10 protein-coding genes are annotated in these 14,251 nt (G+C 61.9%); 5 read left to right on the top strand and 5 right to left on the bottom strand.

Translation table 11 applies throughout. From position 1 onward, the window contains the following. Positions 1 to 235: 235 nt before the first annotated feature. From mfd to PSH87_RS08075, 3 genes are read left to right on the top strand one after another with little or no spacing between them, the layout of a single operon-like run. Positions 236 to 3,685, top strand: a complete 3,450-nt coding sequence (gene mfd / locus PSH87_RS08085) for a transcription-repair coupling factor (RefSeq protein WP_017737343.1) — start codon at positions 236 to 238, stop codon at positions 3,683 to 3,685. Between the two features lie 11 nt (positions 3,686 to 3,696). Continuing rightward, positions 3,697 to 4,266, top strand: coding sequence for a CsiV family protein (locus PSH87_RS08080; RefSeq protein WP_305433066.1), 570 nt, complete (start codon positions 3,697 to 3,699; stop codon positions 4,264 to 4,266). A gap of 9 nt (positions 4,267 to 4,275) precedes the next feature. Next, positions 4,276 to 6,966 carry a DEAD/DEAH box helicase gene (locus PSH87_RS08075; protein ID WP_305433065.1) on the top strand — a complete coding sequence of 897 codons (2,691 nt, stop codon included), beginning with the start codon at positions 4,276 to 4,278 and terminating at the stop codon, positions 6,964 to 6,966. A gap of 112 nt (positions 6,967 to 7,078) precedes the next feature. On the opposite strand, the gene nagZ is transcribed toward PSH87_RS08075, so the two are convergent. Both nagZ and PSH87_RS08065 read right to left on the bottom strand, forming a co-directional pair. Next, positions 7,079 to 8,089, bottom strand: coding sequence for a beta-N-acetylhexosaminidase (nagZ, locus tag PSH87_RS08070; protein ID WP_305433064.1), 1,011 nt, complete (start codon positions 8,087 to 8,089; stop codon positions 7,079 to 7,081). A gap of 145 nt (positions 8,090 to 8,234) precedes the next feature. Further along, a complete protein-coding gene (locus tag PSH87_RS08065; RefSeq protein ID WP_017737339.1) occupies positions 8,235 to 8,942 on the bottom strand; it encodes a TetR/AcrR family transcriptional regulator in 708 nt (235 codons plus the stop codon). A gap of 263 nt (positions 8,943 to 9,205) precedes the next feature. Here PSH87_RS08065 and lexA point away from each other — a divergent pair, with 263 nt between their 5' ends. Together lexA and sulA are read left to right on the top strand one after the other, a co-directional pair. Beyond that, positions 9,206 to 9,814, top strand: a complete 609-nt coding sequence (gene lexA / locus PSH87_RS08060) for a transcriptional repressor LexA (protein WP_003172575.1) — start codon at positions 9,206 to 9,208, stop codon at positions 9,812 to 9,814. A gap of 10 nt (positions 9,815 to 9,824) precedes the next feature. Further along, complete coding sequence (sulA, locus tag PSH87_RS08055; RefSeq protein WP_305433063.1) at positions 9,825 to 10,301, top strand: SOS-induced cell division inhibitor SulA; 477 nt, start codon at positions 9,825 to 9,827, stop codon at positions 10,299 to 10,301. 215 nt (positions 10,302 to 10,516) lie between these two features. Here sulA and PSH87_RS08050 read toward each other — a convergent pair whose 3' ends face one another. From PSH87_RS08050 to topA, 3 genes are all read right to left on the bottom strand, one after another. Further along, positions 10,517 to 10,750, bottom strand: a complete 234-nt coding sequence (locus PSH87_RS08050) for a hypothetical protein (RefSeq protein WP_026136850.1) — start codon at positions 10,748 to 10,750, stop codon at positions 10,517 to 10,519. A gap of 130 nt (positions 10,751 to 10,880) precedes the next feature. Then, positions 10,881 to 11,402 (bottom strand): DUF6586 family protein, encoded by a 522-nt coding sequence (locus tag PSH87_RS08045; protein ID WP_017737336.1) that lies wholly within the window; start codon positions 11,400 to 11,402, stop codon positions 10,881 to 10,883. Positions 11,403 to 11,529: 127 nt separating this feature from the next. Next, positions 11,530 to 14,151, bottom strand: coding sequence for a type I DNA topoisomerase (gene topA / locus PSH87_RS08040; protein WP_017737335.1), 2,622 nt, complete (start codon positions 14,149 to 14,151; stop codon positions 11,530 to 11,532). Positions 14,152 to 14,251: the final 100 nt, after the last annotated feature.

Below are 14,251 nucleotides of genomic sequence, written 5' to 3'. Positions count from 1 at the left end.
CCAGTAAATACGCGGGTTCCAGAAGGCCACTAGTTGAGCCAAGCGGCCGACTTGTCCGTAACCCTCCGAAAACCTCGCCGGTTTTTGCACTACATAATGAGTCAAAAGCCGCCTTTGTTTGTCTTAGCCACTACATTTCCTACAAACCGTAATAGGCTCAGTCAGCAACTGACAGACGGCGCCTCGCACCGTTACAATTACCGACTTTGTCGCAACGCTTGGAGCTCAACCTTCCGTGCCCGTCCTGCGTCTACCGCTTCTCCCTGCTGCGGCAGGCAAACAGCACTGGGGCAACCTGCCCGGTGCCGCCCTGAGCCTGGCCATTGCCGAGGCTGCCAGCGCAGCCAAGCGCTTTACCCTGCTGCTGACCGCCGACAGCCAAAGCGCCGAACGGTTGGAGCAGGAGCTGAGCTTCTTCGCCCCCGATTTGCCGGTGCTGCATTTCCCCGACTGGGAAACCCTGCCCTACGACCTGTTCTCGCCGCACCAGGACATCATCTCCCAGCGCATCGCCAGCCTCTACCGCCTGCCGGAACTGGCCCACGGCGTGCTGGTGGTGCCGATCACCACGGCCCTGCATCGCCTGGCGCCGACCAAATTCCTGCTGGGCAGCAGCCTGGTGCTGGATATCGGCCAGAAGCTGGATGTCGAGCAGATGCGCACACGCCTGGAAGCCAGCGGCTACCGCTGTGTGGACACGGTGTACGAGCACGGTGAGTTCGCGGTACGCGGTGCGCTGATCGACCTGTTCCCGATGGGCAGCAAACTGCCCTACCGCATTGACCTGTTCGATGACGAAATCGAGACCCTGCGCACCTTCGACCCCGAGAACCAGCGCTCCATCGACAAGGTGGATTCGATCAAGCTGCTGCCCGCACGGGAATTCCCGCTGCAAAAAGACGCGGTCACCCGCTTCAAGGCGCGCTTCCGTGAACGCTTTGACGTGGACTTCCGTCGCTGCCCGATCTTCCAGGACTTGAGCAGCGGGATTACACCCGCCGGTATCGAGTACTACCTGCCGCTGTTCTTCGACGAAACCTCCACCCTGTTCGATTACCTGCCCCAGGACACCCAAGTGTTCTCGCTGCCAGGCATCGAGCAAGCCGCGGAAAACTTCTGGAACGACGTGCGCAACCGCTACGAAGAGCGCCGCGTCGATCCGTCCCGGCCTTTATTGCCGCCCGCCGAGCTGTTCCTGCCGGTGGAAGACTGCTTCGCCCGCCTGAAAAGCTGGCCGCGCGTGGTCGCCAGCCAACAGGACGTGGACGCCGGCAGTGGCCGCGAACGCTTTCCCGCAGGGACGCTGCCGGATCTGGCCATCCAGGCCAAGGCCACGCAACCCCTGGAAGCGCTGTCCAACTTCCTCGGCGACTTCCCCGGCCGCGTGCTGTTTACCGCCGAATCCGCCGGCCGCCGCGAAGTCCTGCTGGAGCTGCTGGAACGCCTGAAACTGCGACCCAAAACCGTCGACAGCTGGCCGGACTTCGTCAAAGGCAAAGACCGCCTGGCGATCACCATCGCGCCGCTGGACGAAGGTTTGCTGCTGGATGACCCGGCGCTGGCACTGATCGCCGAGAGCCCGCTGTTTGGACAACGCGTGATGCAGCGCCGCCGCCGGGAAAAACGCGCCGACGCCAACAACGACGCAGTGATCAAGAACCTCACCGAACTGCGCGAAGGCGCGCCGGTGGTGCATATCGACCATGGCGTCGGCCGTTACCTCGGCCTGCAAACCCTGGAGATCGACAACCAGGCCGCCGAATTCCTCACCATGGAATACGCCGAGGGCGCCAAGCTCTACGTGCCGGTGGCCAGCCTGCACCTGATCGCCCGCTACACCGGCAGCGACGATGCCCTCGCGCCGTTGCACCGCTTGGGCTCCGAGACCTGGCAGAAAGCCAAGCGCAAGGCCGCCGAGCAAGTGCGCGACGTCGCCGCCGAACTGCTCGACATCTATGCACGCCGGGCAGCGCGTGAAGGCTATGCCTTCGCCGACCCGAAAGCCGACTACGCCACCTTTAGCGCCGGCTTCCCCTTCGAAGAAACCCCGGACCAGCAAACCACCATCGAAGCGGTGCGCGCCGACATGCTCGCGCCCAAGCCGATGGACCGCCTGGTGTGTGGCGACGTGGGTTTCGGCAAGACCGAAGTGGCCATGCGCGCCGCCTTCATCGCCGTACACGGCGGCCGCCAGGTAGCGATCCTGGTGCCCACCACCCTGCTCGCCCAGCAGCACTACAACAGCTTCCGCGACCGCTTTGCCGACTGGCCGGTGACCGTGGAAGTGATGAGCCGCTTCAAGTCGGCCAAGGAAGTGAATGCGGCCATCGCCGATTTGGCCGAAGGCAAGATCGACATCGTGATCGGCACCCACAAGCTGCTGTCGGACGATGTGAAGATCAAGAACCTGGGCCTGGTGATCATCGACGAAGAACACCGTTTCGGCGTGCGCCAGAAAGAACAGCTCAAGGCCCTGCGCAGTGAAGTGGACATCCTCACCCTCACCGCCACGCCGATTCCGCGCACGCTGAACATGGCGGTGTCGGGCATGCGCGACCTGTCGATCATCGCCACGCCGCCGGCGCGCCGCCTATCGGTGCGCACCTTCGTGATGGAGCAGAACAAAAGCACGGTCAAGGAAGCGCTGTTGCGTGAGCTGCTGCGCGGCGGGCAGGTGTACTACCTGCACAACGACGTGAAGACCATCGAGAAATGCGCCGCCGACCTCGCCGAGCTGGTGCCGGAGGCGCGTATCGCCATCGGCCACGGGCAGATGCGCGAGCGCGAACTCGAACAGGTGATGAGCGACTTCTACCACAAGCGCTTCAACGTGCTGATCGCCTCGACCATCATCGAGACCGGCATCGACGTGCCGAGCGCCAACACCATCATCATCGAGCGTGCCGACAAGTTCGGCCTGGCGCAGCTGCACCAGCTGCGTGGCCGGGTCGGGCGTAGTCACCACCAGGCGTATGCCTATTTGCTCACGCCGCCGCGCCAACAGATCACGTCCGACGCCGAGAAGCGCCTGGAAGCCATCGCCAACACCCAGGACCTGGGCGCCGGGTTTGTGCTGGCCACCAACGACCTGGAAATCCGTGGCGCCGGCGAACTGCTGGGCGACGGTCAGAGCGGGCAGATCCAGGCGGTGGGTTTCACCCTCTATATGGAGATGCTCGAACGCGCCGTCAAAGCGATCCGCAAGGGCGAGCAACCGAACCTCGATCAACCGCTGGGCGGCGGCCCGGAAATCAACCTGCGCTTGCCGGCGTTGATCCCCGAAGACTACCTGCCCGACGTGCACGCGCGGTTGATCCTGTACAAGCGCATCGCCTCGGCCACCGACGAAGAAGGCCTCAAGGACCTGCAAGTCGAGATGATCGACCGCTTCGGCCTGTTGCCCGAACCGACCAAGAACCTGGTGCGCCTGACCCTGCTGAAATTGCAGGCCGAGCAGTTGGGGATCAAGAAAGTCGACGCCGGGCCACAAGGCGGGCGCATCGAGTTTGAAGCGCAGACGCCGGTGGACCCGCTGGTGCTGATCAAGCTGATCCAGGGCCAGCCCAACCGCTACAAGTTCGAAGGGGCTACGCTGTTCAAGTTCATGGTGCCGATGGAACGCGCCGAAGAACGCTTTAATACATTGGAGGCGTTGTTTGAGCGCCTCATTCCGAAATCCGTATGAAGGACGCCCCAATGCGCCTGTTCCGCATTTTGAGCCTGTTGTTGGTGGTCGTGGCACCTGCGGCATTCGCCGACAGCCCGTACCAGGTGGAAATGATCCTCGTGCGCCAGAACGCCGAGCCGGTGATCAACAGCCGCGCCGCGCCGGAAAACTGGGATGCCGGGGCCGTGCGCCTGGGCTCCGACAAACTGAGCCCGCCACGCCTGAACAATATCGTCGACAAGCTCCGCGCCGATAACAGCTACACCGTGCTGGCGCACAAGGCCTGGGAGCAAAACCTGGGTGAGCAACCGGTGAAAATCGCCATCACCGACGGCGCGGAACAGTTCGGCCAATTCCCTATCGAGGGTGTGCTCAACCTGCAACTGGGCCGTTTCACCGACATCGACGCGAACTTCTGGATCAACACGTTCGACAGCAACGGCAGCGTGATCGCCAGCGAACACCTGAGCCAGACGGACGTGCGCACCAAGAACAACCAACTCAACTACCTGGACGGCGGCCACCTGGCGCTGCTGATCAAGATCACCTCGCTGACCGCCAAGCCGCCCAGTGCACCACCGCCCGACGTTCAGGACTGATCACGCGCCATGCCCCTGACGTCGCAGTTGACCAAACCCCTGGCCCCGTCGTGGGCCAATCGCTTTAAAGAGCAGAGCCTGGAGCGCGGGCGCCGTTATGCCCTGGAGAACCGCGTGCGCATCGTCGAGTGCGGCGACAGCACCATCGTCGCCAGTTGCGAAGGCTCGGGCGGCAACGTCTACCGGCAGACTATCTCGCTGCGCGAGTCGGCCAAGGGCACGCTGATCCTCGTCGACAGCCGCTGCACCTGCCCGGTGCATAGCAACTGCAAACACATCGCCGCGGTGCTGCTCAAGGTCCAGGAAACCCTGGCCTACCCGGCCGCCGCCCAGGATGCCGAGCTGCTGGAAAAGCTCCAGGCCGTGCTGGACAACCGCGTGGTGTTGCCACAAGTGGTGATGGAGGACGTGCCACCGGTGCCACGCCTGTGGCTGGCCAGCGTCGAGTTCAGCGCGTTTGAACCGCGCAACGGCAAGATGCAGCGCTACATCCAGCACCGTGCGGCGCTGTCGTTCAACTACCTGGGCAACTATGTCAGCGGGCAGAAGAACGCCGACATCATCGTCCGCCAGGACACCCAGAGCCTGCGGATCAAGCGCCATCCCGAGCTGGAACAGCCCTATCGCGAGCAACTGCGCTTGCTCGGTTTCAAGATCGCCACGCGTCAGAGCAAAGCCTTGCCGGAGAGCGCCGGCGAACTGTTCGAGATGGTCAATGACAGCGCCTGGCTGAACTTCACCCTGAACGTATCGCCCACCTTGCGCGCCGAGGGCTGGGAGTTGCTGATCGATGATGATTTCGGCTTTGACCTGAGCGCCGTGGATGACTGGTACGCCACCGTCGACGAGGGGCCGGAGCGCGACTGGTTCGACCTGGAACTGGGGATCATCGTCAACGGCGAGCGCCTGAGTCTGCTGCCGATCCTGTTGAACCTGATGCGCTCCCACACCGAGATCCTCAACCCGGAAAAACTCGCACGGCGGCGTGATGACGAGCTGATCCTGGTGAATATCCCCGGCCTGCCCAATGGCCATGGCCCGCTGCAAGTGGCGCTGCCCTACGGCCGCTTGAAGCCGGTGCTGGCGACCCTCGGCGAGTTCTACCTACAGGAAGCCGGTACCACCACCTTGCGCCTGGCCAAGGCCGACGCCATTCGCCTGAACCCGCTGGAAGATTTGCCCCTGCAATGGGAGGGCGGCGAAAAAATCCGCAACTTCGCCCAGCGCCTGCGGGATATCAAGGACTTCACCTGCGTGGCCCCCGAGGGGCTGAACGCGACCTTGCGCCCGTATCAGCTGGAAGGCTTGAGCTGGATGCAGTCACTGCGCCAGTTGGATGTGGGCGGCATTCTTGCGGACGACATGGGCCTGGGCAAAACCCTGCAAACCCTGGCGCACATTCTCACGGAGAAAAACGCCGGGCGCCTGGACCGCCCGTGCATGGTGGTGATGCCCACCAGTCTGATCCCCAACTGGCTCGATGAAGCGGCGCATTTCACCCCGCAACTCAAGGTCGTGGCCCTCTACGGCGCCGGGCGTAAGAAACACTTCCAGAACCTGCAGGACTATGACCTGCTGCTGACCACCTACGCCCTGCTCCCCAAGGACATCGAACTGCTCGCCGCCCAGCCGCTGCATGTGCTGATACTTGACGAAGCCCAGTACATCAAGAACCCCAACAGCAAGGCGGCCCAGGCCGCGCGCGAGCTGAATGCGCGGCAGCGCCTGTGCCTGAGCGGCACGCCGCTGGAAAACCACTTGGGTGAACTGTGGTCGCTGTTCCACTTCCTGCTGCCGGGCTGGCTGGGTGACGTGAAGAGCTTCAACCGCGATTACCGCGTGCCCATCGAAAAGCGCGCCAGCGAAGTGCGATTGCAGCACCTCAACGGTCGGATCAAACCCTTCCTGCTGCGTCGCACCAAAGAACAGGTGGCCACGGAGCTGCCGCCCAAGACCGAGATCATCCACTGGGTCGATCTCAACGAGGCCCAGCGCGACGTATACGAAACCATGCGCCTGGCCATGGACAAGAAGGTGCGCGACGAAATCACCCGCAAGGGCGTGGCGCGCAGCCAGATCATCATTCTTGAAGCACTGCTCAAGCTGCGCCAGGTGTGCTGCGACCTGCGCCTGGTCAACGACGCCGCCCTGCCCGCCCGTGGCAGCAGCTCGGGCAAGCTCGACAGCCTGATGGAAATGCTCGAAGAACTGTTTGCCGAGGGGCGGCGAATCCTGTTGTTTTCACAATTCACCTCGATGCTCAGCCTGATCGAAGCCGAGCTGAAAAAGCGCGGCATTGCCTACGCCCTGTTGACCGGTCAGACCCGCGATCGGCGCACGCCGGTGAAGGACTTCCAGAGCGGCAAGCTGCAGATTTTTCTCATCAGCCTGAAGGCTGGCGGCGTGGGCCTGAACCTGACGGAAGCGGACACGGTGATCCACTATGACCCATGGTGGAACCCGGCCACGGAAAACCAGGCGACTGACCGTGCGTATCGTATCGGCCAGGAGAAGCCGGTGTTCGTCTACAAGATGATTGCGCGGGGCACGGTGGAGGAGAAAATCCAGCATCTGCAGAAGGAAAAGTCCGACTTGGCGGCAGGCGTGCTGGATGGGCGTACGACGGGGGATTGGCAGTTGGGTAACGAGGATATCGAGGCGTTGTTTGCGCCTTTGCCCAATAAGCAAGAGAAGCGCTGACTGTTAGACCGCTATCGAGGGCAAGCCCGCTCCCACATGTTGACCGCCTTTCAAAATATGTACTCGGTCGAATGTGGGAGCTGGCTTGCCTGCGATGGCCGCGACGCGGTCTTCAGTCGATCAACTGCGCATCCCGCAACGCAGTCAGCGCCGCCAACCAGCGCGGGTCCTGCTTGTAATCCGTCGACGCAATCGCCTGCCCGCGCATCCGCGCAATGCGTGCGGAAGGCTTGACCTTCATCCGCTGCGCAGCGGTCAATGCCAACTCCGCCGCCGCACGATCGTTACACACCAGCCCCATGTCGCAACCCGCCGTCAGCGCAGCTTCAATCCGACTGGCCGCATCGCCGACCACATGGGCACCCGCCATGGACAGGTCATCACTGAAAATCACCCCATCAAACTGCAACTCGCCGCGCAGGATGTCCTGCAACCAACGGCGCGAAAAGCCTGCGGGCTGGGAATCAACCTGCGGGTAGATGACGTGGGCCGGCATGACTGCGGCCAACTGTTTACTCAGGCGCGCGAAAGGCACCAGGTCATTTGCGCGGATCTGGTCCAGGCTGCGCTCATCATTGGGAATGGCAACGTGGGAATCGGCTTCAGCCCAGCCGTGTCCCGGAAAATGTTTACCGGTGGCGGCCATGCCAGCGCTGTTCATGCCACGGATAAAAGCACCGGCGAGCACGGCGGCGCGCTCGGGGTCGCCCTCGAAAGAACGGGTGCCGACCACGGCGCTGCGCTGGTAATCCAGGTCCAGCACCGGGGCAAAGCTCAGGTCCAGGCCCACGGCCAGCACTTCAGTGGCCATGATCCAGCCGCACTGTTCGGCCAGGTATTCGGCGTTGGGATTGTCAGCCAGCGCACGCATGGCCGGCAGGCGTACAAAGCCCTGGCGCAGGCGCTGCACACGACCGCCCTCCTGATCGACGGCCAGCAGCAGGTCCGGGCGCACGGCACGAATCGCCGCGCTCAACTCCCGCACCTGGCGCGGGTGTTCGATATTGCGCGCAAAAATGATCAGGCCGCCCACTTCAGGCTGGCGCAACAGGTGGCGGTCCTCGGCCGTCAGCCAGGTGCCGGCCACGTCAACCATCAAAGAACCTTGCAGGGCAGCAGTCATAAACCTTCCTTAAATAACGCACACAACCCGCTGCACTCACCGGATGCGATAAGCAGGGTGAGCACAGCGGGTTGCGAGTAAATAGCTGAATTCGGCATGGGCGGCTAGCTTAGCGGATGCAAGCGGCCGCGCACACCCGGGTGGGTCAAACCTTGGCGACGGCCGGTGCGGATTTGCTGCGTGGGCGCAATTGCGCGGCAGCCATGGCCTGGTCGGTGACCCCGGTTTCGGCGCGCATGCCGGCGGCGAGGAACGGCACCATCAGGCGCATGACTTGCTCGATGGAGGTGTTCACCCCGAAGTCGGTCTCGGCAATGGCACGCAAGGCCTTGATCCCGGACATGCTGAACGCCGCGGCGCCGAGCATGAAGTGCACGCGCCAGAACAACTCGATGGGCGGAATGCGCGGGGCCGCCTCATTGACCAGCAACATATAGCGACGGAAAACCTTGCCGTACATGTCTTCCAGGTAACGGCGCAAGTGACCCTGGCTCTGGCTGAACGCCAAGCCGAGCAAACGCATGAAGATCGACAGGTCGTTGCCGCTGCGCGGTTGCACCACTAGCGCTTGCTCGACGAGGATTTCCAGCAGGTCTTCCAGGCTTGGCTTGTTTTCGGGCTTGGTCTGGCGGCGCTCCAGCTCGCGGTCGAGACTGGCGCAGAACGGCCCCAGGAAGCGCGAGAACACCGCCTGGATCAGGGCCTTTTTCGAGCCGAAATGGTAATTCACCGCGGCGAGGTTGACCCCGGCCTTGCTGGTGATCAGCCGCAATGAAGTTTCAGCAAATCCTTTTTCCGCGAACAACTGCTCGGCAGCATCGAGAATGCGTTCAACGGTTTCCGACTGGGCCATGGCTACTCCGCCTGACAAACACTTGTTTGAAACATACGTTTCAGGTTGTGTCTTGTCAACCCTGAGGGGCCGTTTTCCGGCCGGGCAGTCATCTATTTCATCGCTATTTAATCACATCCTTCCCGGTCTGTAGGCAGCGCTATCTCCGGCTTGTAGGAGGGGTGCCGAATGACCGTCCAGCGGAGTGGTAGAAAAGGATGATTGCCAAGCGCAGTCCACTGTATATAATCCCAGTCACTGTATAAAAAGACAGAGCGATCAACATGCTAAAACTGACGCCACGCCAAGCTGAGATTCTGGCTTTTATCAAGCGCTGCCTCGATGACAACGGCTACCCGCCGACTCGAGCGGAGATTGCGCTGGAACTGGGATTCAAATCCCCCAACGCCGCCGAAGAACACCTCAAGGCCCTCGCTCGCAAAGGCGCGATCGAGATGACCCCAGGTGCCTCACGCGGCATTCGCATCCCTGGCTTCGAAGCCAAGGCCGACGAATCGACCCTGCCGATCATCGGTCGCGTCGCCGCCGGTGCGCCGATCCTGGCGCAGCAGCACGTCGAGGAATCCTGCAACATCAACCCGACCTTCTTCCATCCTCGCGCCGACTACCTGTTGCGCGTCCATGGCATGAGCATGAAGGACGTGGGCATCTTCGATGGCGACCTGCTGGCCGTCCACACCACCCGCGAAGCCCGTAATGGCCAGATCGTCGTCGCCCGTATCGGCGATGAAGTCACCGTCAAACGCTTCAAGCGCGAAGGCAGCAAGGTCTGGCTCCTGGCCGAGAACCCTGAGTTCGCCCCGATTGAAGTGAACCTGAAAGATCAGGACCTGGTGATCGAAGGCTTGAGCGTCGGCGTCATTCGCCGCTAAAGGAGGCATCATGCAGCTCGTGCACACCCCGCAACACACACAACTGTCGCTGTTCGAGGCCTTTATGGCCCAACCCCTTGCGCCTATCCTCAAGGAAACGGTCGAGGCGCCCTGGAGCGCCGAGCCCGAGGCGTTCAGTGAATTGTCGTTGCGCGGTGCGGCCGGGAGCTGCCTGAGCCTGCTGGCGCCAATCCTGCGCGAACTGAGCGAAGAACAGGACGACGCCCGCTGGCTGACGCTGATCGCCCCGCCCGCCAGCCTGACCCAGACCTGGCTACGGGACGCCGGCCTCAACCGTGAACGCATCCTGCTGCTGCAACCGCGCGGCGCGCAAAGTGCCCAGCAGTTGACCTGCGAAGCGTTGCGCCTGGGCCGTAGCCATACGGTGGTGAGTTGGTTGAATCCGTTGAGTGCAAGCGCCAAGCAGCAACTGATCAGTGCTGCACGTACGGGCGATGCTCAAAGTTTGAATATTCGATTGGGATAAGATCGCAGGCCTGGCCTGTGGTGGGCGCGCTTGCCGTGGCGAGCGAGCTTGCTCGCGCTGGGCTGCAAAGCAGCCCCAAAACCAGACACCGTGGAATGCCTGATATACCGCGTCAATCTATTCAGGGCCGCTTCGCAGCCCAGCGCGAGCAAGCTCGCTCGCCACAAAAAGCCCGCTAGGCCCGCATAGCTACCAAAGACCCTTAACCACAGCTCTCAGTGAAGAACCCGCGGCCCATCATCTTTCTCCGGCTCGCCTTCCGCCAGGCGACCTGCCATCTGCACACCCACGCTCAACATGGCTTTTGCCACTTCCACGTGCTGGCCTTGCAGGAACGCCTTTGCGTCCTCGGAAAAATCCAAAGTCACCAGAGAACCCTCGTCCTCAGCCCGGCGCAGCTCGATTCGGCCGTCAGGCAGTTCAACAATTTCCAGAAAGGACGTTGGCATAAAAGTCTGTTCTCCACGAAAGGCCGCGATTATATCAGTCATCCACCCGGCCCCGCTGAGGATCTGAAGAGGTTTCTTTACAGCATGATGAATGGTGCTCTCTGCTGTGTAACTGAACAATGGGGGTGCCTTAGCACTCGTTCAAGCCTTCACGAAAGCGCAACGCCAGCTTTTTCAGCGCCTGGCGCCAGCCTTCCAGCTCTTCCCGACTCAATGGCTTGGGCTCATCTTCTTCCAACGAAACCGCCACGATCAGCGGCTGGGTCACGTCCCCCTTGGGCACATGGGGAACGCGCGGCGGCTGGAACATATCGGCATGGGCCTTGAGCAAGCGCGCCACCCAACTGTCGGGGCTCTGGGCCATTTCCACCAGTTCGGCAAGTTCGGGGATGGCCATGGTCTCCAGGACTTCGTGGGTCATGATCAGTTCTGCACGCGGCGCACCGGCCTGAGGCAAGCGATAGAACCCGGCGATCTCATGGCACAAGCCCAGCAACGCACCGTAGAGATGGAACAACGCCGCTTCACGCCCCGCCTGGACCAACGCGATGGCATTCATCTCCTTCCCTTCCTCGGCGCGGCCAAGGGCCTCCAGGGACAAACCCGCGAAGTAAATTTTCTGATTGGTACGGGTATAGAGTTCGTTGGCCATAACGGCAGTCTCCACAACGAAAAGAGGCGTGATGCTGGCCCAGCAGTGTCACGGATCATCCAAGCGCACTGCAAGCGTAAAAAAAGGCCGCCCTTGCAGGCGGCCTTTGTAGGTGCAGCTTAGTCGATCAAGCGCCCTGGCGCTTGTCCTCGACCTTCCACTTGCCGCCGTCGTAGAACGCCTTCCAGCCCGTAGGCTTGCCGTCCACTTCGGTCTGCACGTACTGCTCCTTGGTCTTGCGGCTGTAGCGGATCACGGCTGGACGACCATCCGGATCCTTCTTCGGCGCTTCACACAGGAAGTGGTACTTCGGATCGATCTCATCCTTGTGCGGCACAATCTCCATGACCAACGGCGCACGGGTCTCGCGGTTTTTCGGGAACTGGCTCGCGGCCAGGAACAGGCCCGAAGCACCGTCACGCAAGATGTAAGTGTCGTTGACCTTCTCGCACTTGAGCTCCGGCATCTTCACCGGGTCCATCTTCGGCGGCGCCGCATCACCGCTTTTCAGCAGCTTGCGGGTGTTCTTGCAGGTCGCATTGGTGCAACCGAAGAACTTGCCGAAGCGGCCGGTCTTGAGTTGCATCTCGCTGCCGCACTTGTCGCATTCCAGGCTCGGACCTTCGTAGCCCTTGATGCGGTAGGTGCCCTCTTCAATCTCGTAGCCGTTGCAATCCGGGTTGTTACCGCAGATGTGCAGCTTGTGCTTCTCGTCCAGCAGGTAGGCGTCCATCGCCGTGCTGCAGATCGGGCAGCGGTGCTTGCCACGCAGTACCAGCGACTCGGATTCACCCTCGTCGTCAGCCGCAATTTCATCGCCCGGCACCAGGTTGACCGTGGCCTTGCAGCGCTCTTTCGGCGGCAGGCTGTAGCCCGAGCAACCGAGGAACACGCCGGTGGATGCAGTACGGATCTGCATCGGACGGCCACACGTCAGGCACGGGATGTCCGTCATCACCGGCTGGTTGGCGCGCATGCCGTGCTCTGGGCTTTCGGCCACTTCGAGCTTCTTCTTGAAGTCGCCGTAGAACTCGTCCAGCACGCTTTTCCAGTCGCGCTCGCCCTGGGCCACGTCATCGAGGTTCTCTTCCATGCCGGCGGTGAAGCCGTAGTCCATCAGGTTGGAGAAGCTCTCGGACAGGCGCTCGGTGACGATGTCGCCCATCTTTTCCGAGTAGAAGCGACGGTTATGCAGCGCGACGTAGCCACGGTCCTGAATGGTCGAGATGATCGCCGCATAGGTCGAAGGACGACCGATACCGCGTTTTTCCATCTCTTTCACCAGGCTGGCTTCCGAGTAACGGGCCGGCGGCTTGGTGAAGTGTTGGGACGGATCAAGCTTGATCAGTTTCAGCGTATCGCCCTGGGCCATGTCCGGCAGCACGTCGTCGTCGCCTGGCTTGGCGATTTGCGGCATCACACGGGTGTAGCCGTCGAACTTGAGGATACGGCCCTTGGCGCGCAGCTCGAAATCGGAAGCGGCCACCGTCACGGTGGTGGACAGGTATTGCGCCGGCAGCATCTGGCAGGCCAGGAATTGGCGCCAGATCAGCTCGTAGAGGCGCTCAGCGTCGCGCTCCATGCCGGTCAGCTTGGCCGGCGTGGTGTTGGCGTCAGAAGGACGAATCGCTTCGTGAGCCTCCTGTGCGCCTTCCTTGCTGCTGTAGACGTTCGGGTTCTCTGGCAGGTACTTCTTGCCGAACTCGCCTTCAATATACGTACGCGCCATCGCCACCGCGTCTTGCGACAGGTTGGTGGAGTCAGTACGCATATAAGTGATGTAGCCGGCTTCGTACAAGCGCTGGGCCATCATCATGGTTTTCTTCACACCGAAGCCCAGGCGGTTGCTCGCCGCCTGTTGCAAGGTGGACGTGATGAACGGCGCCGACGGCTTGCTGCTGGTCGGTTTGTCTTCACGCTTGACGATGCTGTAGCTGGAAGACTTGAGCTTCTCCAGCGCGGCCATGGCCTGGGCTTCGTTCAGCGGCTTGAAGGCCTCGCCTTTCTCGCGGGCCACTTCGAAGCGCACGTTGGCGCCCTTGGCGGTGCCGAGGTCGGCGTGGACTTCCCAATACTCTTCAGGGATGAACGCACGGATCTCGCGCTCACGCTCCACCACCAGCTTCACCGCAACCGATTGCACACGGCCGGCGGACAGGCCACGGGCGATCTTCGCCCACAGCAGCGGCGAGACCATGTAGCCCACGACGCGGTCGAGGAAACGACGGGCCTGCTGGGCGTTGACGCGGTCGATGTCCAGCTCGCCCGGCTTGGAGAAGGCTTCCTGGATGGCTTTCTTGGTGATTTCGTTGAACACCACACGCTTGTAGCGGCTGTCATCACCGCCGATGGCTTCCCGCAGGTGCCAGGCAATGGCTTCCCCTTCGCGGTCCAAGTCCGTTGCGAGATAGATGGTGTCGGCATCTTTGGCGAGCCGGCGCAGCTCTTCGATGACCTTTTCCTTGCCCGGAAGGATTTCGTACTTGGCCTTCCAGCCATGATCCGGGTCTACACCCATGCGCGAGACCAGCTGCTTGCGCGCTTTCTCTTTAGGCGTGAGCACCGGACCTTCGCCCGCAGCGGCCTTGCCGCGCTTGGCGGCAGGCTCCTTGCTGGCGCTAGCCGAACCGCTGGTGGGCAGGTCTCGGATATGGCCGATACTCGACTTCACCACGTACTCGTTACCCAAGTACTTGTTGATGGTCTTGGCCTTAGCCGGGGATTCCACAATGACCAGCGATTTGCCCATGGATCGGAAAATTCCTGAATTCGAGAAGTGAAAGGCAGTTGGCGCCTGTCGCGGCAACGCTATATATAGTGGCAACAAGGTGAGGTCAAGCGCAGCATTC

Origin of the sequence: Pseudomonas sp. FP453 (assembly GCF_030687495.1) — a bacterium.
Taxonomy (GTDB): Bacteria; Pseudomonadota; Gammaproteobacteria; order Pseudomonadales; family Pseudomonadaceae; genus Aquipseudomonas.
The sequence above is the reverse complement of the archived record's forward strand: the minus strand, read 5'-3'. Positions and strand labels throughout refer to the sequence as shown.

Coding starts and splice junctions, on each gene's coding strand:
- PSH87_RS08080 (WP_305433066.1), top strand. CDS start 3,697: ATGCGCCTGTTCCGCATTTTGAGCCTGTTGTTGGTGGTCGTGGCACCT.
- PSH87_RS08075 (WP_305433065.1), top strand. CDS start 4,276: ATGCCCCTGACGTCGCAGTTGACCAAACCCCTGGCCCCGTCGTGGGCC.
- nagZ (WP_305433064.1), bottom strand. CDS start 8,089: ATGACTGCTGCCCTGCAAGGTTCTTTGATGGTTGACGTGGCCGGCACC.
- PSH87_RS08065 (WP_017737339.1), bottom strand. CDS start 8,942: ATGGCCCAGTCGGAAACCGTTGAACGCATTCTCGATGCTGCCGAGCAG.
- lexA (WP_003172575.1), top strand. CDS start 9,206: ATGCTAAAACTGACGCCACGCCAAGCTGAGATTCTGGCTTTTATCAAG.
- sulA (WP_305433063.1), top strand. CDS start 9,825: ATGCAGCTCGTGCACACCCCGCAACACACACAACTGTCGCTGTTCGAG.
- PSH87_RS08050 (WP_026136850.1), bottom strand. CDS start 10,750: ATGCCAACGTCCTTTCTGGAAATTGTTGAACTGCCTGACGGCCGAATC.
- PSH87_RS08045 (WP_017737336.1), bottom strand. CDS start 11,402: ATGGCCAACGAACTCTATACCCGTACCAATCAGAAAATTTACTTCGCG.
- topA (WP_017737335.1), bottom strand. CDS start 14,151: ATGGGCAAATCGCTGGTCATTGTGGAATCCCCGGCTAAGGCCAAGACC.